At 74.4% G+C, this 21,903-nt stretch carries 21 protein-coding genes, 3 tRNA genes and 1 pseudogene; 10 read left to right on the forward strand and 15 right to left on the reverse strand.

All coding sequences use genetic code 11. From position 1 onward, the window contains the following. From EJK16_RS02150 to EJK16_RS02180, 7 genes are all read right to left on the reverse strand, one after another. A partial coding sequence (locus EJK16_RS02150) for a DEAD/DEAH box helicase (RefSeq protein WP_164737179.1) occupies positions 1–1,429 on the reverse strand: 1,429 nt, incomplete at its 3' end. A 308-nt stretch (positions 1,430–1,737) separates the two neighbouring features. After that, positions 1,738–2,583: a DMT family transporter gene (locus tag EJK16_RS02155; RefSeq protein ID WP_205739557.1), complete on the reverse strand. Its 846-nt coding sequence runs from the start codon at positions 2,581–2,583 to the stop codon at positions 1,738–1,740. Positions 2,584–2,660: 77 nt separating this feature from the next. Then, positions 2,661–3,584, reverse strand: coding sequence for an AEC family transporter (locus EJK16_RS02160; protein ID WP_127125900.1), 924 nt, complete (start codon positions 3,582–3,584; stop codon positions 2,661–2,663). A gap of 63 nt (positions 3,585–3,647) precedes the next feature. Next, entirely contained in the window at positions 3,648–4,502 is an 855-nt protein-coding gene (locus tag EJK16_RS02165; RefSeq protein WP_127125903.1) for an endonuclease/exonuclease/phosphatase family protein, read from the reverse strand. Between the two features lie 10 nt (positions 4,503–4,512). Next, the gene (msrB, locus tag EJK16_RS02170; RefSeq protein ID WP_127125904.1) at positions 4,513–4,932 is read right to left on the reverse strand and encodes a peptide-methionine (R)-S-oxide reductase MsrB; all 420 of its coding nucleotides are present in this window, start codon (positions 4,930–4,932) and stop codon (positions 4,513–4,515) included. A 52-nt stretch (positions 4,933–4,984) separates the two neighbouring features. Continuing rightward, positions 4,985–6,928: a mechanosensitive ion channel family protein gene (locus EJK16_RS20495; protein ID WP_304999933.1), complete on the reverse strand. Its 1,944-nt coding sequence runs from the start codon at positions 6,926–6,928 to the stop codon at positions 4,985–4,987. 108 nt (positions 6,929–7,036) lie between these two features. Beyond that, entirely contained in the window at positions 7,037–7,540 is a 504-nt protein-coding gene (locus EJK16_RS02180; RefSeq protein ID WP_127125906.1) for a GNAT family N-acetyltransferase, read from the reverse strand. A 210-nt stretch (positions 7,541–7,750) separates the two neighbouring features. Here EJK16_RS02180 and EJK16_RS02185 point away from each other — a divergent pair, with 210 nt between their 5' ends. Continuing rightward, positions 7,751–8,911: a PfkB family carbohydrate kinase gene (locus EJK16_RS02185; RefSeq protein WP_127125908.1), complete on the forward strand. Its 1,161-nt coding sequence runs from the start codon at positions 7,751–7,753 to the stop codon at positions 8,909–8,911. A gap of 15 nt (positions 8,912–8,926) precedes the next feature. After that, positions 8,927–9,790 carry a 5'/3'-nucleotidase SurE gene (gene surE, locus EJK16_RS02190; RefSeq protein WP_127125910.1) on the forward strand — a complete coding sequence of 288 codons (864 nt, stop codon included), beginning with the start codon at positions 8,927–8,929 and terminating at the stop codon, positions 9,788–9,790. 52 nt (positions 9,791–9,842) lie between these two features. Here the strand turns inward: surE and EJK16_RS02195 are convergent, their stop codons facing one another. Beyond that, positions 9,843–10,223 (reverse strand): metallopeptidase family protein, encoded by a 381-nt coding sequence (locus EJK16_RS02195; protein ID WP_127125912.1) that lies wholly within the window; start codon positions 10,221–10,223, stop codon positions 9,843–9,845. A 148-nt stretch (positions 10,224–10,371) separates the two neighbouring features. Here EJK16_RS02195 and EJK16_RS02200 point away from each other — a divergent pair. The 7 genes and pseudogenes from EJK16_RS02200 to EJK16_RS02230 all read left to right on the forward strand — a co-directional run bounded on the left by EJK16_RS02200 (position 10,372) and on the right by EJK16_RS02230 (position 15,520). Next, positions 10,372–10,444: transfer RNA gene (locus EJK16_RS02200), tRNA-Glu, on the forward strand. A 58-nt stretch (positions 10,445–10,502) separates the two neighbouring features. Then, positions 10,503–10,576: transfer RNA gene (locus tag EJK16_RS02205), tRNA-Asp, on the forward strand. 42 nt (positions 10,577–10,618) lie between these two features. Further along, positions 10,619–10,694, forward strand: a tRNA-Phe gene (locus tag EJK16_RS02210). A 316-nt stretch (positions 10,695–11,010) separates the two neighbouring features. After that, positions 11,011–11,781 (forward strand): annotated as a pseudogene (locus EJK16_RS02215) (ABC transporter ATP-binding protein); the annotation flags it as partial. Between the two features lie 173 nt (positions 11,782–11,954). Further along, a complete protein-coding gene (locus tag EJK16_RS02220) occupies positions 11,955–14,519 on the forward strand; it encodes an ABC transporter permease (RefSeq protein WP_127125916.1) in 2,565 nt (854 codons plus the stop codon). Positions 14,520–14,750: 231 nt separating this feature from the next. Further along, positions 14,751–15,194 (forward strand): phage holin family protein, encoded by a 444-nt coding sequence (locus EJK16_RS02225; protein ID WP_240645726.1) that lies wholly within the window; start codon positions 14,751–14,753, stop codon positions 15,192–15,194. Then, entirely contained in the window at positions 15,191–15,520 is a 330-nt protein-coding gene (locus EJK16_RS02230; protein WP_127125920.1) for a DUF3618 domain-containing protein, read from the forward strand. Before EJK16_RS02225 ends, EJK16_RS02230 begins: the two co-directional genes overlap by 4 nt. Positions 15,521–15,669: 149 nt before the next feature. Here EJK16_RS02230 and EJK16_RS02235 read toward each other — a convergent pair whose 3' ends face one another. Further along, complete coding sequence (locus tag EJK16_RS02235) at positions 15,670–15,903, reverse strand: BldC family transcriptional regulator (protein WP_127125922.1); 234 nt, start codon at positions 15,901–15,903, stop codon at positions 15,670–15,672. A gap of 309 nt (positions 15,904–16,212) precedes the next feature. On the opposite strand from EJK16_RS02235, the gene EJK16_RS19995 reads away from it, so the two are divergent. Next, positions 16,213–16,416, forward strand: coding sequence for a DUF3073 domain-containing protein (locus EJK16_RS19995; protein ID WP_127126075.1), 204 nt, complete (start codon positions 16,213–16,215; stop codon positions 16,414–16,416). 275 nt (positions 16,417–16,691) lie between these two features. Here EJK16_RS19995 and purM read toward each other — a convergent pair whose 3' ends face one another. From purM to EJK16_RS02270, 6 genes are read right to left on the reverse strand one after another with little or no spacing between them, the layout of a single operon-like run. Beyond that, on the reverse strand, positions 16,692–17,828 hold the full coding sequence (purM, locus tag EJK16_RS02245; protein WP_127125924.1) for a phosphoribosylformylglycinamidine cyclo-ligase: 1,137 nt from the start codon (positions 17,826–17,828) through the stop codon (positions 16,692–16,694). After that, the gene (gene purF, locus EJK16_RS02250) at positions 17,825–19,396 is read right to left on the reverse strand and encodes an amidophosphoribosyltransferase (protein ID WP_127125926.1); all 1,572 of its coding nucleotides are present in this window, start codon (positions 19,394–19,396) and stop codon (positions 17,825–17,827) included. The genes purM and purF overlap by 4 nt, the downstream gene beginning before the upstream one ends. A 56-nt stretch (positions 19,397–19,452) precedes the next feature. After that, positions 19,453–19,779: a PRC-barrel domain containing protein gene (locus tag EJK16_RS02255; RefSeq protein ID WP_127125928.1), complete on the reverse strand. Its 327-nt coding sequence runs from the start codon at positions 19,777–19,779 to the stop codon at positions 19,453–19,455. Next, on the reverse strand, positions 19,766–20,191 hold the full coding sequence (locus tag EJK16_RS02260; RefSeq protein WP_127125930.1) for a hypothetical protein: 426 nt from the start codon (positions 20,189–20,191) through the stop codon (positions 19,766–19,768). Before EJK16_RS02260 ends, EJK16_RS02255 begins: the two co-directional genes overlap by 14 nt. Then, positions 20,188–21,417, reverse strand: coding sequence for an Nramp family divalent metal transporter (locus EJK16_RS02265; protein ID WP_127125932.1), 1,230 nt, complete (start codon positions 21,415–21,417; stop codon positions 20,188–20,190). Before EJK16_RS02265 ends, EJK16_RS02260 begins: the two co-directional genes overlap by 4 nt. Continuing rightward, entirely contained in the window at positions 21,414–21,902 is a 489-nt protein-coding gene (locus EJK16_RS02270) for a hypothetical protein (RefSeq protein ID WP_127125934.1), read from the reverse strand. The genes EJK16_RS02265 and EJK16_RS02270 overlap by 4 nt, the downstream gene beginning before the upstream one ends. Between the last annotated feature and the right edge of the window lies 1 nt (position 21,903).

A 21,903-nucleotide genomic window follows, 5' to 3' on the forward strand; every position in this document is an offset into this window, starting at 1 on the left:
CGACTCGGCGCTCGAGAAGGTCGCCTCCCTCGGCGGGTCGACCGTGGTGCCCAGGCAGCCCATCGGCGACATGGGTTACTCCGCCGCGGCCGCGCCGGCTGCGCGTGGACGAGCGCCCGGCCGCGCCGGCCGACGTGCGGGGGGCCCCGCCGTTGCCGCGCCCGGCCTGCTGGGCGTCGACCTTGCGCGACGCCGCGACGGGCGCCTGCTCCGGGGCGACGTACCCGGCGGTCTCGCCGACGAGCGCGACCACCCGCGGGTCCGTCGCCACGACCCTCGCGGGGGTAGCGTGGATCTTCGCCGCGCGGGCGAGGGACCGGAAGTCCCCGCGCTGCTCGGGCAGCACGACGGTGACGACGTCCCCGGCGTGACCGGCGCGGGCGGTGCGCCCGGAGCGGTGCAGGTACGCCTTGTGCTCGGCCGGCGGGTCGACGTGGACGACGAGGTCGACGTCGTCGACGTGGATCCCGCGCGCTGCGATGTCGGTCGCGACCATGACCCGGACCTCGCCGGAGGCGAACGCCTCGAGGCCGCGCTCGCGCGCGTTCTGGGAGAGGTTGCCGTGCAGCTCGACGGCGGGGACGCCCGACGCGGTCAGCTGGCGGGCCAGCTTCTTGGCCTGGTGCTTGGTGCGGGTGAACAGCAGCCGGCGGGACGTGCCGGAGGCGAGGGCCTGCACGAGGTCGTTCTTCTCGGCGGTCCCGGCGACCTCGAAGACGTGGTGGTCCATCGCCGCGACGGGCGACTCGGCGGAGTCGACGCTGTGGTGCAGCGGCTTGTCCAGGAACTGCTTGACCAGCCGGTCCACGCCGTTGTCGAGCGTCGCAGAGAACAGCAGGCGCTGCCCGCCGCCCGGGGTGGCCTTGAGGATGCGGGTGACGCCGGGCAGGAAGCCGAGGTCGGCCATGTGGTCGGCCTCGTCCAGCACGGTCACAGCGACGGCGTCGAGGTGCACGAGGCGCTGGTTCATGAGGTCCTCGAGGCGGCCCGGGCAGGCGACGACGATGTCGACGCCGCGCTGCAGCGCCTCGACCTGCCGGCCCTGCTTGACGCCACCGAAGATGACCGTGACGCGCAGCCCGGCCGCGGTGGCCAGCGGCGTGATGGTCTCGGCGATCTGCGTGGCGAGCTCGCGGGTGGGGGCGAGCACCAGGCCCCGGGGGTGGCTCGGCGCGCTGCGGCCGGGGAGCGTCTCGCCCGAGGGCACGAGTGCAGCGAGCCGGGCCACGAGCGGCAGGGAGAAGGCCAGGGTCTTGCCCGAGCCGGTGCGGCCGCGGCCGAGCACGTCGCGCCCGGCGAGGGTGTCCACCAGCGTGGCGGACTGGATGGGGAAGGGCGCGGTGAGGCCGCGGGAGATCAGGGACTTCTCCAGCACCGCGGGCACGCCGAGCGCGCCGAAGGTGGCTGCGCCGTCGGCGTTCGCGGGCATGGAGGGGGAAACAGTGGTGGTGTCGAGCACGAAGAGGTACTTCTCTCAGCAGGAGGTCACCGCAGGCATCTCCGCAGTTGCGTCATCGGCGGCCGAGCCGCCGGCGCTGTAAGCCGTGCTGTGCGATGTCGGGGCGCCGTCAAGCAGCGGTCCCTGCTGTCAGTATGGCACGCGACGCGTGTTGTGGGGCGTCTCCGTCCGGTGACTGCACTCACAGCGTTGCCGGGCGGCCGCCCGCGCCGGCGGCCCCGCGACACCCCTCCGGCGCCCGGAACGGGCGTCGCCCAGGCACCCGGAGCGGGCGCCGCTCAGGCCTTCGCCGGGGCCTCGCCCGCCCCCGAGGCGAGGGCCACGGCGACGCTGACGAGCACGAGCCCCGCCGCCTCCCCCGGCGACGGCACCTGGCCGAGCACGACGAGCCCCACCAGCAGCGACGTCGCGGGCAGCAGCGAGGTCAGCAGCGCGAAGGTCGGGGCGGGCAGCCGGGTGAGCGCCACCTGGTCCACGGCGTAGGGCAGGAACGAGGAGAGCACCCCGACGCCGACGACGCCGAGCAGCAGCGCCGGCGACGCCAGCGCCTCCCCGGCCGTGCCGGCGGCCACCGGGGCGTACACGAGCGCGCCCGCCGCCATCCCCACGGCGAGTGAGTCCAGGCCGCTGCGCCCCGAGGCGATGCGCCGCCCCAGCACGATGTAGCCGGCCCACGCCGCGCCGGCCGCGAGCGCGAAGGCCACGCCGACGCCGGTGCCCGGGCGGGACCAGTCGAGCCCCAACCCGGAGATGGACAGCACCCCGAGCAGGGCGACGACGATCGCGCCGCGCACCCGCAGGCCCCGGCCGGCCACCGCCGCCACCGCCACGGGCCCGAGGTACTCCAGCGACACGGCGCTGCCGAGCGGGAGGTGGTCGATGGCGACGTAGAACAGCAGGTTCATCCCGGCGAGGATGATGCCGAACAGCGCGGAGGCCGCCGCCGTGCGCGCGGTCCACACGCGGCGCCAGGGCCGGCGCCAGGCCACCAGCAGGACGGCGGCGACGAGGATCCGCCACCAGGCCACCGTGGTGGCGGGCATGATGGCGAAGAGCCCGACGGCGAGCGCGGCGCCCAGGTACTGGCTGGCGCCCGAGACCATGAAGAGCGCGGGGGCCGGCACCACCGCGCCCCGGCGGGGGCCACCCGTCCCGCGCCCGCCCGGCCCGCCAGGCCGGGGCCGTGGCGCGCCGCGGCGGATCATCCGAGCAGCCCCGTGAGGGCGACGACGACCGGGACGCACGCCACGGTGGTGAGGAGGATCGTCTCGCGGGAGGCCGCGACCGCCTGCCCGTAGCGCATGGCGTAGACGAAGACGTTCTGCGCGGTGGGCAGCGCGGCCACGACCACGGGCGCGAGCAGCGCCGTCCCGGTCAGGTCGAACGCGTAGCGGCCCAGGACGAAGGCGAGACCCGGTCCCGCGAGGTTCTTGAGGACGACGGCGAACCACAGCGTCCCGCGACCCTCGCCGCGGCCGGGCGGGGGCGCGCCGCGCAGCGACAGGCCGAAGGAGAGCAGCATGATCGGCACGGCGATGTCGGCGATCATCTGGACGGGCAGGAGCACCGGCGCGGGCAGCTGCCAGCCGGTGAGGGAGAACACGAGCCCGAGGGCCACGCCGACCACGAGCGGGTTGCGCAGGGGTGACGTCAGGGTGGCCACGCGGGAGACGCCGCGGCGCCCCGTCTGCAGGTCGAGGATGGTGAAGCTCACCGGCACCATGACGAGCAGCTGGAAGAGCAGCACCGGGGCGATCGCCGCGGCGCTGCCGGCGGCGAAGACCAGGATGGGGATGCCCATGTTCCCGGCGTTGACGTAGCTCGCGGACAGGGCACCGAGGGTCACCTCCGCCCCGCGGCGGCGCAGCACGAACCGGGCGACGAGGGCGTAGACGGCGGCGAGCACGACCGCGGTGATCCAGTTGACCAGGGCGCTCTCGGAGAAGACGGCCGCCACGTCGGCGCGCGCGAGGGTGAGGAACATCAGCGCCGGCGTGCCCACGAAGAACGTCAGCTTCGAGAGGCCCTCGGCGGCGCCGGGGCCGAGCACGTGCCACCGCGCGAGCAGGTAGCCGAGGAGGACGATCACGGCCAGCGAGAGGAACCCGGTGAACACGGCAGCCACGCGATGTCCTCCTCAGCGTCTGGAGCCGTCGCCGCGACGGCGGTTCATCCTCGCACCCGGTCGCTAGTGCTCCAGAACCACGTCCACGCTGAGCCCGGCGTGGTCGGAGATCGCGAGGTGGTGGGTGCGGGCGGCGGACACGGCCGTGACGGCCCCGTCCCCGAGCAGGTGGTCGAGCTGGATGCGCGGGCGGGCGTTGGTGAAGGTCGGTGCGCTGGCGAGGGGCGTGAGGCCGCCGTCGGCCACCACGCCGGCGACCTCGGCCGGGCGGAGGTTGAGGTCCCCGCCGAGCACGCGCGGGCCGGGCAGGGCGCCGAGGACGGCGACGGCGTCGGCGAGCTGGCGCCGTGCCGTCGGGGGGTCCACGGACAGGTGCGTGACGGCGACCGAGAGCGGCCCTCCGGGGGTCTCGAGGACGGCGGCGAGGCACACGCGGGCGGGGTCCAGGCGCGGGGACCAGGCCCGGGCGGCCCACCAGGGCGAACCGCCGCGCAGCACGCGCGGGCCGCCGCCCCGCAGGCGCCGCACGTGCCAGGAGCGCACGGGCAGGCGCGTGAGGAGGGCGACGCCGTAGCCCGGGAGCCGGGGCGCCGTGGCCCGCACGGCGGGCAGGCGCAGCCCCGTGGCGGAGCCGGCGAGGCTGGGGGCGAAGCGCCACCGCATGCCGAGCTCATCCGCCAGCAGGGCCGCCTGGTCGACGCGGCCCGAGCGCCGCTGCCCCCTGTCCACCTCCTGCAGGAGGACCACGTCCGCGCCCGTCGCGGCGATCTCGTGGGCGGCGGCGAACAGCGCGCCGCCCTCCGTGGCGCGGTCCTCGCGGGCGGTGCCCCGGGCGGGGGTGCCGTGCTGGAGGTTGAGGGTAAGCAGCCGGAGGGGGTCGGGCCCGCGCCCCGCGAGCGGGGCGACGGCGTCGCTCACGGGGCGGCCGTCAGGCCCCGTCCGGGCGCTCCTCGAACGTCAGGGAGACGGAGTTCATGCAGAACCGGTCGCCCGTGGGGGTCTGCGGGGCGTCGTCGAAGACGTGCCCGAGGTGGGAGCCGCAGCTGGCGCAGCGCACCTCCGTGCGCACCATGCCGTGCGAGCGGTCCTGGATGAGCTCGACGGCGTCGTTGTCCGTGGGGGCGTAGAAGCTGGGCCAGCCGCAGTGGGCCTCGAACTTGGTGGTCGAGCGGAACAGCTCCGCCCCGCACGCGCGGCAGCGGTAGACGCCCTCGCGCTGCTCGTTCAGCAGCGCACCGGTGAAGGGACGCTCCGTGCCGGCCTGGCGCAGCACCTGGTACTCGAACGGGTCGAGCTCGGCCCGCCACTCCTCGTCGGTCTTCTCGACAGCCTTCCTGGACTCATTCATGGCTCCATGGTCCTCCCCCGGCGGCGCCCCGTCATCTCGGTCCCGGCGCTGCTCAGTCGCCGTCGCCGCCGTCGCCGTCGGGCGAGGCGTCCTTCCCGAACACCTCCCGGGCCCGTTGCGCGTCGTCGCCGCCCTGCGACCCGTCCGCCGCGGCACGTTTGCGCTCGGCGACGAGCTCGCGCTCCTCCTGCGCCTCCGGCCCGGGCCCGGAGAAGGCCTGGGCCCGCTCCTCCGCCTCGGGGGAGCCGGTGAAGAGGCTGGCCTCGTGCCCCGCGGTGGTGGTGATCGGCGCGAGGACCGCGGTGCTGGCCCCCGGCGGCTCCGGCGCCGGGCCGGGCTGGAGGCGCTCGCGCAGGGACCGGCGGCGCCGCATGTCCGGTCTCGGCTGCCCGTCATGGTCGGCCGCGGGCACGGGCTCGGAGGCGCCCGTTCGCTCGGGCGCCGGCGCACTTGAGGGCGCGGGTGCCGGAGCGCCCTCAGGCTGGGGTGCCGGTGCGCCCACGGGCTCAGCTGCCGGTGTCCGCGCGGGTGCCGGAGCGGCCGCCGCCCGCTCGGGCGAGGAGGCGGTCCGGGCGTCGTCGCGGTGGGCCCCGCCGGGTGCCTCGGCCGGGTCCAGCCCGAGCTCGATGGGATCCATGACCTGCGTGGCGTCCGAGGACGGGCGCCGGCGCTGCTCGTCGCCCGCCCGGCCCAGGCCGCCGCCGGTCCGCAGGCTCCGGCGATCCTCCCGGCTCGCACGACGGCGGGCCCGGCGCGCCGCCGCCTCGCGCTTGCGGCGCTCCTCCGGGTCCTGCTGGACGGGCGCCTCGACGAGCGTGTCCTGCGTCGGCACCTGCGCCCCGTCGAGGTCCGCCAGCTCGGTGAGCTCCTGTGCCAGCTCGTCGTAGAGGATGTCGTTGCGGTCCTCGGTGACCTCGACGACGTCCTGCTGCTCCAGCCGGGTGCGCGGCAGCGCGTAGGGCGCCTGGGTCTGGAACCAGTCGACCAGGTTCTCGCGGAGGTAGTACTTCAGGTCGGTCAGCGTCGGGGCGTCCTTCCCGGAGACCAGCGCGCGCACCTGGACCACCCCGCCGACGGCCTTCTCCACCTGGAGGATGCCCACCCGCCCGTCCCACATGTCCGTCAGCCGCAGCAGCCGCTCGAGCTCCAGGCGGACGGCGGGGACGGGCACGCGCCAGTCGACGTCGAACTCGACCGTCCCGAGCAGCTCGGGGGCTTGCCGCGTCCAGTTCTCGAACGGCTTGGTGGTGAAGTCGGTCGACGGCATGATCATGCGGCGGTCGTCCCACAGCCGCACCACCACGTACGTCAGGGTGATCTCCTCGACGTGGCCGAACTGCCCCTGGACGATGACGACGTCGTCGACGCGGATGGCGTCGGTCAGGGCCAGCTGGAGCCCGGCGAAGACGTTCCCGAGCGTGGTCTGGGCGGCAAGGCCGGCGACCACGGAGAGGATGCCCGCCGAGGCGAGGATGCTGGCCCCGGCGGCGCGCATCCCGGGGAACGTCAGCAGGATCGCGGCGATCCCGAGGACGACGATGACGGCGACCCCCACGCGGCGCAGCACCTGCGCCTGGGTCTGGATCCGGCGGGCATGGGAGGTGGGGTCACCGGCGGCCCGGATCCGGGCGAGCGCGGTGTCCTCCATCACCCGCAGGAGGCCGGCGGCCAGCCACGTGATCGCGGCGATGAGGGCCATGAGCAGGCCGTGCTGGGCGAGCGCGCGCCACGTCGGCTCCCGGATGCCGGCCGCGACCGGGGTGGCGAGCACCAGGCCCGTCCAGGCGCCCACGATCACGAGGATCACCCGGAGGGGCTTGCGCTCCCGCCGGGAGATGAGCGTGATGATCGGGTGCCTGCGGTTGACCACGCGCATGGCGCCGGTGATCGCGTAGGAGACCAGCAGGCCGACGAAGATCCCGCCCGCGACCCACAGGACGACGGTGAGGAAGCTGACGGTGGTCTCGACGGTCTTATCGAGCGAGGCGGGCGTCATGTCTCCAGGCTACGTGCGCTTTCCTGGGAGTCCGCTGGGGACCCGAGATGAAGCCGGGACGAGTCGTCCGGTACGGCCGGGGGTGGCGCGGGACCCCGGCCGGCGACCTCAGCCGAGATCCTTGCCGAGGTAGATCTGCACGAACGGGTTGTCCCCGAAGGGCGTGGTCGGCTCGTACCCGGCGGACTCGTAGAGGCTGACGGCTTCCGTGAGCGCCTCGTTGACGCTGAGCACCACGCGGCGCCCGCCGAGGGAGCGCGCCCGGTTCTCGAGCGCCCTCAGCAGGAACCGCCCGAGGCCCTTGCCCCGCGCGTCGGGCGAGAGCCACATCCGCCGAAGCTCCACCTCCGTGCCGGAGAGCACGCGGACCCCGCCGCAGCCGAGGACCGTCCCGGTGACCAGCTCGGTCAGCAGCATGAAGTCCCCGTGCGGCGGCGTGACGTCGGTGGGGTCGGCGGCCTCGAGCAGCGAGACGTCGAAGCCCTCGATCCGCTCACCGAGCTCGGCGTAGTAGCGGGCGAGCGCCCGAGCCGCACGCTCGCTCGCGGCCTGCCCCTCCAGGATGCGCACGGGCCCGGCCGGCGACGTCGTCGTTCCCTCGGGGATCGTCATCCCCACATCGTGCCCCGCCCGCCCACCCGCTGCCAGCCCTTCGACGGCGGGAACCTGCCGGGCGCCGGGCGGACCTCTCGCGGGCCCGCGGCCCCTCGCTGCCACGCGGACCCCTCGGACGGCCCGCCGATCCCTCGCGCGGCCCGCGGGCCTTTCGCACGGCCCGCCAACCTCTCGCGCGGGCCCCGGTGGCCGCATAGGCTCCCGCACATGGACGGCCGCTCGCCCGAGGGGCGCTCCCCCCGGCAGCCCCTCGCGCAGGGCGCCCCGGGAGGGTTTCCTGGCCGTCCCCCCACCGAGGTCTCCGACCGCCCCGTCCTGCCCGGGCCCGCGCCGGTCGCGGCGACGCCTGCGCGACCCGTCCCGGCGTCTCGGCTCGCCGCCGGCGACCTGCCGGGCACCCCGGACGTCGCCGTCGGGGGTGGCGCGGGCCGCCCGCGCATCTGCGTCCTGGCGCCGACGCCGCTGCTCGTCGTCGAGATCGCCTCGCCCCACGAGGACTCCGGCCGGGCGCCCGAGCACACGGACATCCACCTCCACCCGGGCGGTCAGGGCCTGTGGGTCGCCCGGATGGCCGTCTCGCTCGGCGCCGACGTCACCGTCTGCGGGCCCTTCGGCGGCGAGCTGGGGCCAGCGGTCGCGCAGATGCTGAGCAGCGACCGGCTCACCATCCACGCCGTGACGTACAACGGCGGCAACGGCGCCTACGTCTACGACCTGCGCGGCGAGGACCGCGAGATCGTCTCCCACATGCCCCCTGCCGCCCTGAACCGTCACGAGCTCGACGACCTCTACGGCACGCTGCTGGTCGACGCCCTCGACTCCGACGTCCTCGTGGTCACCGGCGCGGAGCCGTCGTCCGTGGTGCCCTCGAGCTTCTTCGGCCGGATCATCCGGGATCTGCGCTCCGCCGGGAAGCCGGTGGTGGCCGACCTCTCCGGCAACGCCGCCCGCGTCGCGGCCAAGGCCGGTCCGAGCGTGCTCAAGATGAGCCACGAGGAGGTGCGCGCCGCGGGCCTGACCGAGGACGCCGAGCCGGCGTCGCTGCTGGCCGTCGCCCGCGAGATGGTCGCCGGCGGCGTGGAGGCGATGGTGGTCTCGCGCGCCCAGGATCCCGCACTGATCGTCACCGCCGACGGCTCCCGCCGGGCGGTGGGTCCCGTCGTGACCCCGCTCGACCACCGCGGCGCCGGGGACTCGATGACGGCCGGGATCGCCGTCGGGATCGGCCGCGGCCTCGACATCTACGGCGCGGTACGGCTCGGCGCCGCCGCGGGCGCGCTGAACGTGACCCGGCGCGGCCTGGGCACCGGCCGCCGCGACCAGATCGAACGCTTCGCGGAACGGATCACCATCGAAGAGATGGCCTAAGGAGATGGTTCTCAGGTGCGTGTACTCGTCACCAACGACGACGGCATCGCCTCGCCGGGTCTGACCGTCCTCGCGCGCGCGGCGCTCGACGCGGGCCACGAGGTCGTCGTCGTCGCCCCCCACCGCCAGTACTCGGGTGCCAGCGCGGCCCTGACCGCCCAGGAGGAGGACGGGCACCTCGTCCTCGTCGACGAGCGACCACCCGGCCTGCCCGACGGCGTGCGCGCCTTCGGGGTCAAGGCCGCCCCGGCGCTGATCACCTTCGTGGCCTCTTTCGGTGCCTTCGGCGAGAAGCCCGAGGTCGTCATGAGCGGCATCAACCTTGGTGCGAACACGGGCCGCGCCATCCTGCACTCCGGCACGGTCGGCGCTGCGCTCTCCGCCTCCGGCCACGGCATCCGCGCGATGGCGGTGTCGATCGCCTCGGCCGACCCGCAGCACTGGGACACCGCCGAGCAGGTCTCCGCCCTCGGCCTGGACTGGCTCGTCAAGCAGGACCAGGACGACCGGGTCCTCAACATCAACGTGCCCGACGTCGCCCCTGAACGGCTGCGCGGGCTCCGGTCAGCCGAGCTGGCGAGCTTCGGTGCCGTGCAAGCCCGGGTCAAGGAGCGGCGCAAGGGGTACGTGCAGCTGACCTACTCCGGTGTCGAGGCCGAGGACGAGCCCGGGACGGACCACTACCTTCTGGCGCGCGGGTGGGCCACGGCCACGATGCTGCGCGCCCCCGTCGACGACGACAGCGGCCTGACGCTGCCGACCTTCGACGGCCGCGCCGGCGGGCGTCCCGCCGAGGCACCCCTGGTGGAGGTCAGCTCCGGCACGGTCATGTCCACCGGCGCCGGGTCGTCGGACGGGCAGGCCGGCGCCGGGGAGTGACGGGCCGCGCCGTCAGACCCGCCGGGCCGCGCCGTCAGGCCCGGCCACGCCCTCAGGCCCAGCCGAGCTCGTGCAGGCGCCGGTCGTCGATGCCGAAGTGGTGGGCGACCTCATGGACGACGGTGATCGCGACCTCGTCGACGACCTCCTCCGTCGTCTCGCACAGGCGCAGGGTGGGGCCCCGGAAGATCGTGATGCGGTCCGGCAGCGAGCCGGCCGCCCACCACGAGTCCCGCTCCGTCAGCGGCGTGCCCTCGTAGATCCCCAGGAGGTCCTCGTCCTCCTCGCCCTGCATCTGCTCCGCCGTCGGCTCGTCCTCGACGAGGACGACGACGTTGTCCATGCGGTCGGTCAGCTCGACGGGGATGAGGTCCAGGGCATCGGAGACTGCCTCTTCGAAGGCCTCGCGCGACATGTCCACCACGGGGTCCATCCTGCCCTCCTGCGCCCCGGACGCCAGACCCGACGCGAGCGTGACGGGAAGCACACCGTCCTGGTTTTGCTCTTGAGGACATCCTTCCCATATGCTTTCGGAGGTCTTGGGGCGCTGCAAGCGTCACGGGCGTCCACGGCAGTAACGGGCCCCCATCGTCTAGCGGCCTAGGACCCCGCCCTTTCACGGCGGTAGCACGGGTTCGAATCCCGTTGGGGGTACGCACCACAGGTAGTATGAGAACAGAACAAGCAGTACCAGGCTCCACGCCTCACACGAGGCCCCGTAGCGCAGTTGGTTAGCGCGCCGCCCTGTCACGGCGGAGGTCGCGGGTTCAAGTCCCGTCGGGGTCGCCGGTACGGACGCCCAGTCCTAGGACTGGGCGTTCGTGTCTTGGCTCTGTAGCTCAGTTGGTAGAGCGTTCGACTGAAAATCGAAAGGTCACCGGATCGACGCCGGTCGGAGCCACCACCCAGAGGCCCCGCACTCACCGAGTGCGGGGCCTCTCTCATGCCCGGCACCGGCCCGCGTCCGCCTCTCGTGCGCCCGGCACGCGCCGCGTCCGCACCTTCCCGCGCGGGCGTCGGGCGCCCCGGCGCGGCGGCGACGCCGATACTGGGCCCGTTCGGCCGCCGTGAGCGAGAATCTCTCCATGGGCAGGCACACCAACGCCATACCTGAGGACGACTCCCCCGCCGGGAGGCACGAGCCGGGTGCCGGCACCCCGACGCACGCCGGCACGCCGACGCACAACAGGGCCGCGGCGCACGCCGGCGCGCCCGCGCAACTGCGTCCCGCCCCGGCGCACCTCCCGGACCCGCCGGGGGACGGCGCCATCGCCTCGGCGCGCGGCCTGACCAAGGTCTACGGGGCCGGCAACACCCAGGTGCGCGCGCTCGACGCGGTGGACGTCGACCTCGGCCGCGGGGAGCTCACCGCCATCATGGGCCCGTCCGGGTCGGGCAAGTCCACGCTCATGCACTGCATGGCCGGGCTCGACTCCCCCACCTCCGGCTCCGTCGTCGTCGACGGCGTGGAGATCTCCCGGATGAGCCAGCGCCAGCTCACCAAGCTGCGGCGCACCCGCATCGGCTTCGTGTTCCAGGCCTACAACCTCGTCCCCACGCTCACCGCGGCCGAGAACATCACCCTCCCCCTGGACATCGCGCGCCGGCCCGTGGACCAAGCCCGCTTCGACGCCGTCGTGCGCGCCGTGGGCCTGGAGGACCGCCTCCACCACCGCCCGAGCGAGCTCTCCGGCGGGCAGCAGCAGCGCGTGGCGTGCGCCCGTGCCCTGATCGCCGAGCCGTCGGTGGTCTTCGCCGACGAGCCCACCGGCAACCTCGACTCCCGCGCCGCGGCGGAGGTGCTCGGCTTCCTGCGCCGCAGCGTGGACGACCTCGGCCACTCGGTGGTCATGGTCACCCACGAGGCCTCCGCCGCCGCATACGCCCACCGCGTGCTGTTCCTCGCCGACGGCCGCCTCGAGGCCGAGCTGCTGCGCCCCGACGCCGCCACGATCCTGGACGCCCTCGGCGCGCTCGGCGCGGCCCGGGAGCGCCGCCTGGCCGGTGACGCGCCGGCAGGCACGACGGCGGAGCCGGCCGCGGTTTTGGGCGCAGTGCCGGCCGCGGTTCCGGGCGCGTCACCCGCCGAGGTTCCGGGCGCCGGGGCCGGACCGGGAGCGGTGCCGGCGAACGCGGGCCACGACCCGAGCGGGCACCGGGCCTGATGTTCCGGGTCGCCCTGCGCGAGGTCCGCGCCCACCTCGGCCGCTTCCTGCTCAGCGTGCTCGCCGTGACGCTCGGGATCGCCTTCGTCACCGGGACGTTCTCGCTGCGCGCGATGCTGGCGGACACCTTCAGCTCGATCATCGCCTCGACGACCCAGGGCGACCTCTACCTCCGGGGGGTGCCGGACGCCCGCGGCGACGCCGGCCCCGAGGGCCAGCCGCAGCAGTTCGGGCAGCCGCGCACGCCCGTCCCGATCCAGCTGGCGCACGAGGTCGCCGGCGTGAAGGGGGTGGACCAGGCCGTCCCGGACATCCTCGGCGCGGTGGTCCTCATCGGCGCCGACGGGCAGGCGGTGGTCAACGGCCAGGCCCCCTCGCTGGGCAGCGTGCTCCGCGAGCACGACCCGTCCGGCACCCTCGTGGCCGGCCGCGCGCCGCGCAACGCCGGCGAGATCGCGCTGGAGACGACGGCGCTGAAGACCTCCGGCCTGCGCATCGGGGACACCACCCGGGTCGTCGTGGGCGCCGGGCGCCTCACGGACGTGCGGGTGGTCGGCGAGGCCACCTACGGCAACCCCATGGTCGGCACCACGCTCGTCCTACTCGATCCCGCCACCGGGGAGGCCGCCTTCGCCCCCCAGGGGCTCGTCCCCTCCGTCGCCATCTTCGCCGACCCCGGCACCGACCTGGGGGCTTTGAAGGACCGCGTCGCCGCGGCCGTCGCCGGTCAGCAGGGCGTCGAGGTCGTCACCGGGGAGCAGGTGCGCGAGGAGGCCAACCAGGCCATCAACCAGCTGCTCGGGTTCCTCGGGACCTTCCTGCTGGTGTTCGCGCTGATCTCCCTGTTCGTCGGTGCCTTCATCATCGCCAACACGTTCGCGATGGCCGTGCGGCAGCGCCAGCGCGAGTTCGCGCTGCTGCGCGCCGTCGGGGCCTCCCCGCGGCAGGTGCTGACCACGGTGCTCGGCCAGGCCGTCGTCGTCGGCGTGGTCGGCTCCGCCGCGGGCATCGCCGCCGGCATCGGGCTCATCGCCCTGCTGCGCGAGTGGCTGGCCTCCATGGGCATGGACCTCGCCGGCGACGTCGTGATCACGTCCCGCCAGGGCCTCGGCGTCCTGGCGCTCGGCACCGCCCTATCGGTGCTCGCCGCCCTGGTTCCCGCCCGGCGGGCCGCCACCACGCCGCCGGTGGAGGCCATGCGCGACGACGTCGTCCTGGTCGAGCGCACCCTCCGCGTCCGCGCCGTGGTGGGCGCGGCGGTCCTCGCCGGCGGTGTGGCGGCGACGATCCTGTCGGTCCGGGACGGCACCACGCACGCAGGGAGCTGGCTCGGTGCCGGCGCGGGCGGCGTGCTGCTGGGCACGCTCGCCGTCTCCCCCGTCATCGCCGCGGTGACCCTGGGCGTCCTGGCGGTCCCGTTCGTCTCGCTCGCGCGGCCCATGGGGCGCCTCGCCCGCGGCAACGTCACCCGCAACCCGCGGCGCACCGCGAGCACGGCCGGCGCCCTCATGATCGGCATGGCCCTTGTGGGCGCGTGCGCCGTGCTCGCGGAGTCCGCGCAGGCCTCCACCAGCGCGATCGTGGCGTCCGAGTCGCGGGCCGACTTCTGGGTGCAGTCGGCGACCCGGACCGTGCCCGGGCAGGTGGCCACGGACATCGCCGCGCTCGACGTCGTCGGGCGGGCGGACACGGTGACCATCGGCCGGGCCGGCATCACCGGACCGGGCGGCACGGCCGGGACCTACCGGGTCGCCGGTCTGCCCGCCGGCGCCCTCGGCCGCACCATCGCCGTGAAGGTCGACGAAGGCTCGCTCGGCGGCCTCGGCGCCGGCGAGGTGGCGGTGGCGCGGACCGCCGCCGTCGAGCACGGCTGGAGGGTCGGTGACGCCCTGACCGTGACCACGGCCCAGGGCCCGCGCGAGGCCCGGGTGGCCGCCGTCATCGACTCCCAGCTGCTGGCCGCCCCGGTCGTCATGGACTCCGGCCTCTTCGCCGCGGCCGTCCCGGCGAACGAAAGCGCCGTCCTCGCCGTGCTGGTCAACGGCGCCCCGGGCGTGGACCAGAAGACGCTCCGCGGCGCGCTGGACGCCGTCGTCGCCCCCTACGTGGTGCTCACGGTCCAGGACGCGGCGGAGCTGACGAGCTCGCTGGCCGAGCAGGTGGACCGGGCGATGGTCATCCTCTACGCCCTGCTCGGGCTCAGCGTGGTCATCGCGGTGCTCGGCATCGTCAACACGCTGGCGCTCTCGGTCATCGAGCGCACCCGCGAGATCGGGCTGATGCGGGCGGTCGGGCTCGGGCGGCTGCAGCTGGCGGCGACGGTCGTCATCGAGTCGGTGCTGACCGCCGTCTTCGGCACCCTGCTGGGCGTGGCCGTGGGCGTCTCCCTCGCCTCGGCGCTGCCGACCGTCTTCGCCGACCAGGGGCTCACCGAGCTCGCCATCCCGTGGGACCTGCTCGGCGTGATGGTGCTCCTCTCCGGCGTCGTCGGCGTCGTCGCGGCCCTCCTGCCGGCCTGGCGGGCGACCAGCCTGCCCGTCCTCGACGCCGTGGCCCAGGAGTAGGACGGCGGCGCCCCGGGTGCCGCCGTCCTGCCGCCGCCCTGCCGGTGCGCAGGCGACCGGTCGACGCCGGACGTGGGCGTGGCTGGTCCCCACGCAGGTCACAAACGTGGAAACCTAGGGCGGGTGGGCGTGCATGCCCGGCTACGGACCGCAATCATGGGGTGTCCGGGCCGACGCGCCCGCGGCAGCAACCAGGGCGCCGGCGACGGCGCCAGCGAGGAGAAGATCGCGGTGAGCACATCCGCAGAGCGGACCACCCCAGTGGTCGAGGCCGAACGTGTTGAGGGACCAGGCAAGGGGCGCAGCGTCGGTGAGCTCGTCGCCTCGGTGTCCGAGCAGTTCTCGCGGCTCGTGCGCGACGAGCTCCAGCTCGCCCAGCTGCAGCTGGCCGAGAAGGGCAAGCGGCTCGGCACGGGTGCCGGGTTCCTCGGGGTCGCGGGAGTGGTCGCGCTGTACGCGGTGGGCGTGCTCCTGGCCGCCGCGGTGCTCGGGCTGGCCACCGTGCTCCCGGCGTGGCTCTCGGCGCTGATCGTGGGTGTCGTGCTGCTGATCGTCGCCGCCATCGCGGGTCTGCTGGGCAAGAAGAAGATCGACGCCTCCAAGGCGTTCGCCGCGAATCCCCAGGAGGGGCTGAAGGAGGACGTCGACGCCGTCAAGAGAGGGATCAAGCGGTGAGCCACGCGACAGAGCAGCCCAGGAAGCGCACGCCGGAGGAGATCGAGGCGGACCTCGCCCGCACGCGGCTCGAGCTGACGAGCACCGTCAACGAGCTCAGCGACAAGCTCGACCCCCGGCGTCAGGTCGACGCGGCCAAGGACAGCGCCAAGGCCGCCGCGGCCGCGGCGGGCGGCCGGGCCAAGGCCGCCGCGGCCGCGGCGGGCGGCCAGGCCAAGGCGTTCGCCGACGACCTCGGGAGCGGGGACCGCAAGGCCCTCACGGTGCTCGGCGCCGTCCTCGCGGCCGGCGCCACCCTCATCGCGGTGGCCCGCCGCTCCCGCTGACCTCGGCGCGGCCCGGGTGCGGGCCGCGGCCACGGGACGCCGGCGGCAGGGCAGGCGGACCGGGCCGCCGCGGGTACGCCCGCGCCGGCCACGGGACGCCGTCGACCTCGTTCGGGCCCGGTCCGCCGTCGACCGCCTTCAGGTGCGGTCTACCGCGACGGTGCGGCGGCGTCGGGCTGCCCCTCGTCGGGCGTCATGCCGCTGGCCACGAGGAGGTCCTCGACCTCGCTGCGGCGGAACCGCCGATGACCGCCCAGGGTGCGGATCGAGGAGATCTTCCCCGCGTTTGCCCACCTGGTCACCGTCTTGGGATCCACCCGGAACCTCGCTGCCACCTCCGACGGCGTGAGCAGCTGCTCCGCCGTGCCATTGATCGTCGCCATGGCTACCCTCCCGGGAAACTCAACTCTCGCGCGCCGGGTGCGCGTGGGGCTGGAGCCAGCCAATCACGCCCCCCGCACGCCCGATCGGGCCCATGGTCCCGACAATCAGGACGTATACGCCCGTATGACCGCCAAGCGCGCAACCCCGACAGCGCCCGGATGAGACAGTGTCCACAGCGTGGCGGCCCCCGTGGAATGGCTGCGGGGCACGTAGACCATGTACCGTGGCCACACGACACAGATGACCATAAACACGGGGCCGCACCGCACGGTGCCTGCCCCGGTTCTACGTTGGAGGGGGTCGACGCCATGGGGCGCGGCCGTCAAAAGGCCAAGCAGACGAAGGTCGCTCGCAAGCTGAAGTACTTCAGCCCCGAGACCGACTACCGAGCTCTCGAGAAAGAGCTCACGTCGCGTACTGACGACGTAGACGGCGACGCCTACGGCCGGATCCCTCCTGCCACGGAGGACTGGGACGAACCTGGGAAGGACTGGGACATCCGTTCCAGCTGATGTGCCGCCACCGTCGCCTCCGGGCGCGGTGACAGCCTCCCGCACGTCGTCCGGTCAGTTCCGCGACTCATCGCCGTGCCCACCCCAGTGGTGGGCACGGCGATCTTCCGTGCGCCGACGTGGCCCGCCCGGGGCGCGGCGCTCCCCGCCGAGCCACGGCGCACCATGCCCGGTCTGGGGCGACCCATCGGGGTCACGGCGCACCCCGCCCGGCCGAACCCGGCACACGGCGCCGGCTCAGCTCGTGCGGTAGCGGCCGGCAGCGCCGCGACGGCTCAGCTGGTGCGGTAATGGCCACCCAGGCGCACGGCCCCGCCGTCGACGCCCTTGGTGCCCCGCACGGCGTCGCCGTCGGTTCCGGGCGTGCCGTCGTCCTCGCTGACGCCGCCGAGCACCCACGCGTCGATCCCGCGCGCGGTCACGGCCGCGACCGCGGCGTCGACGTCGGCCGCGGGCACCACGGCGACCATGCCGATCCCCAGGTTGAGCGTGTTCTGCAGGTCCTGCCACGGCACCTGGCCGAGCCTGCGGACCAGCTCGAAGATCGGCGGCACCACCCAGCTGGACCGGTCGACGTCGGCGACGAGCCCCCGGGGAAGCACCCGGGCGAGGTTGGCCGCGAGCCCCCCGCCGGTGACGTGGCTGAAGGCGTGCACGTCGATGGCAGGGTCGTCGACCAGGTCCAGGCAGGCGGGCGTGTACAGCCTGGTTGGTTCGAGGAGCTCCTCGCCCAGCGTGCGGCCCAGCTCCGGCACCTGCCGGTCGTAGGCCCAGCCCGCGACGTCGAGGACCCGGCGGACGAGCGAGTAGCCGTTGGAGTGCAGGCCGGAGGCGGCCATCGCCACGACGACGTCCCCCGCGCGCACCCGCTCCGCGCCGAGCACGGCGTCGGCCTCGACCACGCCGGTGGCCGCGCCGGCCACGTCGTACTCGTGCTCGCCGAGCAGCCCCGGATGCTCGGCGGTCTCCCCGCCCAGCAGCGGCGTGCCGACGAGGGCGCACGCCTCGGCGATGCCGCGGACGATGTCCGCGACGCGCTCGGGCACCACCTTGCCGGTGGCGATGTAGTCGGTCATGAGCAGCGGCCGGGCGCCCACGACGACGATGTCGTCCACGACCATGCCCACGAGGTCGTGGCCGATGGTGTGGTGCACGTCCATCGCCTGCGCGACGGCCACCTTGGTGCCCACCCCGTCGGTGGAGGTGGCGAGCAGGGGCCGGCGGTAGTCCTTCAGCGCCGAGACGTCGACGAGCCCGGCGAACCCGCCCACGCCGCCCACCACGGCGCCGGTGTGGGTGGCGCGCACGGCCTCCTTCATGAGCTCGACGGCCCGGTCCCCCGCCTCGGTGTCCACCCCCGCGGCGGCGTAGGTGATCGGCGCGTCGGGCCGGGCGGGGCTGGTCTCGCTCACTGCTGCATCGCTCCTGAGATCGTGGTGGGGCCGGCCACGGCGGGCTCGGCCGGGACGCCCGGGACGTCCGGCCCGGCGGTCGGTGCACCAGGTGCGCCGGGGACGCTGGGTGCGTCCGCCCCCGAGACGGTGGCGGCCCCCCGGATCGGCACGGGGTACGAACCGGTGAAGCAGGCGGTGCACAGCCGGTTCGTGGGCACGGTGGTGGCCTCGACCATGCCGTCGATGGAGATGTACGCCAGGGAGTCGGCCCCGAGGGAGCTCCTGATCTCCTCGATGGTCAGCCCGTTGGCGATCAGCTCTGCCCGCGTGGCGAAGTCGATGCCGTAGAAGCAGGGCCACTTCACCGGCGGGGAGGAGATCCGCACGTGGACCTCCGCGGCTCCCGCCTCCCGGAGCATCCGGACCAGGGCGCGCTGGGTGTTGCCGCGCACGATCGAGTCGTCCACGACCACCAGCCGCTTGCCGGCGATGACCTCCTTGAGGGGGTTGAGCTTGAGCCGGATGCCGAGCTGGCGGATCGTGTCGGTCGGCTGGATGAAGGTGCGGCCCACGTAGGAGTTCTTCACCAGGCCCTGGGCGAACGGGATCCCGGACTCCTGCGCGTAGCCGATCGCGGCGGGCGTGCCGGACTCGGGGGTGGGGATGACCAGGTCGGCGTCGACCGGGTTCTCGCGGGCGAGGACCCGGCCCATCTCGGTGCGCGCGCCGTTGACCGGCACCCCGGCGATCTTCGTGTCGGGACGGGCGAGGTACACGTACTCGAAGACGCAGCCGTGCGGAGTGGCGTCGGCGAAGCGACGGGAGCGCATGCCGTCCGCGTCGATGACCAGGAGCTCGCCCGGCTCCACCTCGCGGACGAAGGTCGCGCCGACGATGTCGAGCGCCGCCGTCTCCGAGGCCACGGCCCAGCCCCGTTCGAGCCGGCCGAGCACGAGGGGGCGGATGCCGTGCGCGTCCCGGGCAGCGTAGAGGGTGTGCTCGTCCATGAAGGCGAGCGAGAAGGCGCCCTCGAGGAGCGGGAGCACCTCCATGGCGACGTCCTCGAGCCGGTCCCCGCCCTCCGCGGTGCCGCCGAGGAGCGCAGTGATGACGGCGGTGTCGGTGGAGGAGCCGCGGCCCAGCTCGCCGCTGAGGTCCTTGCCGAAGCGCTCGTGGACGAGGCCCATCAGGGCGCGGGTGTTGGTGAGGTTCCCGTTGTGCCCGAGGGCGACCGTCCCGGAGGCGGTCGGGCCGAGGGTGGGCTGGGCGTTCTCCCACGACGAGGAGCCGGTGGTGGAGTAGCGGGTGTGGCCGATCGCGATGTGACCGGTCAGCGCCTGGAGGGCTCGGTCGTCGAAGACCTGGGAGACCAGCCCCATGTCCTTGTAGACGAGGATCTTCTCGCCGTCGGAGGTCGCGATGCCGGCGGACTCCTGCCCGCGGTGCTGCAGCGCGTAGATGCCGAAGTAGGTCAGGCGGGCGACGTCCTCCCCCGGCGCCCAGACCCCGAAGACGCCGCACTCGTCCTGCGGGCCCTTCTCACCTGGTAGAAGTTCGTGCGAGAGCCGTCCATCACCGCGTGCCACGGCGCAATGGTCGCACACCCCCGCCCGCCCGGCGGAGGCCCGTCCACGGGAATCGGTCACAGCACCGGGTCGTAGCGGCGGTAGCCCGCCGCCAGCGTGACGCCCTCCGTCGTGACCGAGACGACGTCGGGCCAGAGCACCAGCACCGTGCCCCGGTGACGCCACGCGAGGAAGGAGCCGATCAGGCGGGGTGACGTGACGGTGGAGCGCTCGTAGCCGAGGAAGGACCCGCGGGTGCGGGGGCTGACCAGCAGCCCGTGCAGGCGCGCCCGGGCGAGGCGCCCCTCCGGGGGGCCGTCGAGGACGAACCGCACGTCGGTGACGTAGCCGACGGCCTCGCCGGCCGCGCGGACGGGCAGCCCGATGAGCTCAGTGAGGAGCATGCCGCCCCCCGGGGATCCGGGCGATGACGTGGTCGCGGACCCAGCGCTCGAACCAGGTCAGGTCGAGGTTCTCGCCCCGGACGCCCAGCGACACGGCGACGCCGACGTTGCTCACGTCCGACCAGGGCATCCGCAGCCAGCGGTGGCTGGGCGGATGGCCGCCGAAGATCCGGGTGCCGAGCACCGGCCCGGTCAGGAGCGCGGCGATGTACGGCACCTCCCCGGCCTCGTGCCCGGGCCGCCGGCCGGGCTCGAGGCCCGCGATGTCGATGTCGTCCACGGTGCTGACGGGGACGTCGTCGACGTCGAGCACCTGACGGTCGAGCAGGTGCAGGCGGGCGTCGAGGACCTGCCCCGCGGGGCGGGGCGGCGTCTGAAGCCGCTCGGCGGCCCGGCGCGCGCGCGGGCTCATGCGCCGGCCCCGGTGAGGAGCATGAGCGGGATGGCGGCCACGGAGGCGACGACGATGATCACCAGGTAGACCATCCCCGCGCCGTTGGTGAACCGGCCGTTGACGTGCTCGCCCATGTACTGCGGGTCGTTGGCGATGATGAGGATGGGCAGGTAGGTCAGCGGCAGCGCGATCGCGGAGAACACCACCGAGTACTCGGTCACCTTGACCGGGTCCACCCCCGTCATCAGCACACCCACCGCCACCAGCAGGGAGATGATGACGACGAGGTGGAAGCGGGCGGCCTGCACGGGGCGGCGGAACTTCCCCCAGGACCAGCCGAAGAACTGCGCGACGGTGTACCCGCCCGACAGCGCCGTCTCCAGGGCGGCACCGAAGGTGGCGGCGACGATGCCGACGATGACCACGGCGAGCGCGAGCTTGCCGCCGGCGAGGGCGACGGGTCCGACGACCTCGGACAGGGAGGTCACCTCGATCCCTGCGGGCAGGAGCACGACGGTCGCGCAGCCGGCGATCGCCAGCGACAGCAGCCCGCCGAACGGGAAGCCGACGAGGACGTTGAGCCGTTCCTGGCCCAGGTCCTTCACGCTCCACTTCTCCTCGACCGCACCGGAGGAGAAGAAGAACACCTCGTACGGCGTCATCGCCGCCCCGAACAGCGCGATCGCGTAGTACCAGTAGGTGAGGGGGTGCTCGCCGGTGGGCACCGACGGCGCCAGGGCGTCCTGCGCGAGCCGCGACCAGTCGGGGGCGAGGAGGAACAGCGCGACCGCGAAGACCACGAGAGTGAGCCCCACCAGCCCGGTGACGTTCTCCAGCACCTGGAACTTCACCCGCCACACCACGAGCCAGACGGCGAGCGCCGCGACGGGGATCCACAGCCGCGGGGCGACGTCGCTGGCGAGCTGCAGGGCGAGGGCGATGCCGCCGACCTCCGCCGTGAGGGTGAGCAGGTTGATCAGGAACGAGGCGCTCAGGTTCGCGAAGGCCATGCGGGGGCTGAGCCGCTCCCGGATGATCTCGAACGTGGCGCGGCCGCTCACGGCGGCGACCCGCCCGGACATCTCCGCGAACAGGCAGATGCCGATGACGCCGACCACGACCACCCAGGCCAGCGACAGGCCGAAGCGGGAGCCGACGACGGCGTTGGTCACCAGGTCCCCGATGTCGAGGAACCCGCCGATGGCCGTGAGGATGCCCAGGGCGAGGCCGAGGACCTTCTTCATCCCGCGGCCGCCTCGAGGCGGTCCGCCGTGGCGGAGAGCGTGTCGGCGCGGGTCCGCAGGTCCTCCACGAGCGCCGCACCGTCCGCGCGGGGCGCGGCGCCGGCCACGATCGCCCGCGCCTGGACGATCCGGTCGGCGGCCTTGCCGATGGCCGCCGACACCGTGGTGCGCAGCTCCTGGTCCTGCGGGGTGGCGACGGCCTGGGCCGCGGCCGCGTCCTGGGCCCGTCCCGCCTCGTCGAGCATGTCGATCAGCGTGATGTCCGCGACCGTCGCGGTGGTCGAGCCCGCGAGGTAGAGCTCGAGCCCGAGGGCGCTGCTCGCCGATGCGGACGCCGCCTGGGCCGCGGCGACCGAGAGGTGACCGGTGACGCCGCCGGGCTGGGTGCACCCCGCCAGGCCCGCGGCGACGAGCCCCGCCGCCGCGAGACCGTGCACGCCGCGGGCCACGCCCTTCCGCCGCGAACCGCGTCCCGAGCGTCCCACG

This window comes from Georgenia sp. SYP-B2076 (assembly GCF_003991205.1).
GTDB lineage: Bacteria > Actinomycetota > Actinomycetes > Actinomycetales > Actinomycetaceae > Georgenia.